Origin of the sequence: Pseudonocardia sp. SID8383, from assembly GCF_009864975.1 — a bacterium.
GTDB classification, from domain to species: Bacteria; Actinomycetota; Actinomycetes; order Mycobacteriales; family Pseudonocardiaceae; genus Pseudonocardia; species Pseudonocardia alni.
Genome location: NZ_WWFY01000810.1, coordinates 1 through 204, shown reverse-complemented (window position 1 = coordinate 204; position 204 = coordinate 1). Strand labels below are relative to the sequence as shown.

Here is a 204-nt window from a genome sequence, read left to right as displayed (position 1 = left end):
CCCGAGCAGGGCGACGTCGACCGGGCGCACCTGCGACGGGCGGTCCGGCAGCGACTCGAGGGATCCCGCCACGTCACCCGTCCCCGTCCGGTCGCCCTGCACACCACCCGGCCCGCCGCCGAGCGCGGATCCGCCGGTGCTCCGGGAGCGGGCGGTGGCTGCGGTGTGGAGGTCGGGCACAGGCCGGAGGTTACCGACCGGCGC

1 protein-coding gene is annotated in these 204 nt (G+C 78.4%); it reads right to left on the bottom strand.

What is annotated here, in order from left to right; all coding sequences use genetic code 11:
- Positions 1 to 180: hypothetical protein (locus tag GTW08_RS32015; RefSeq protein ID WP_237454002.1), on the bottom strand; the 180-nt coding region annotated here is incomplete at its 3' end.
- Between the last annotated feature and the right edge of the window lie 24 nt (positions 181 to 204).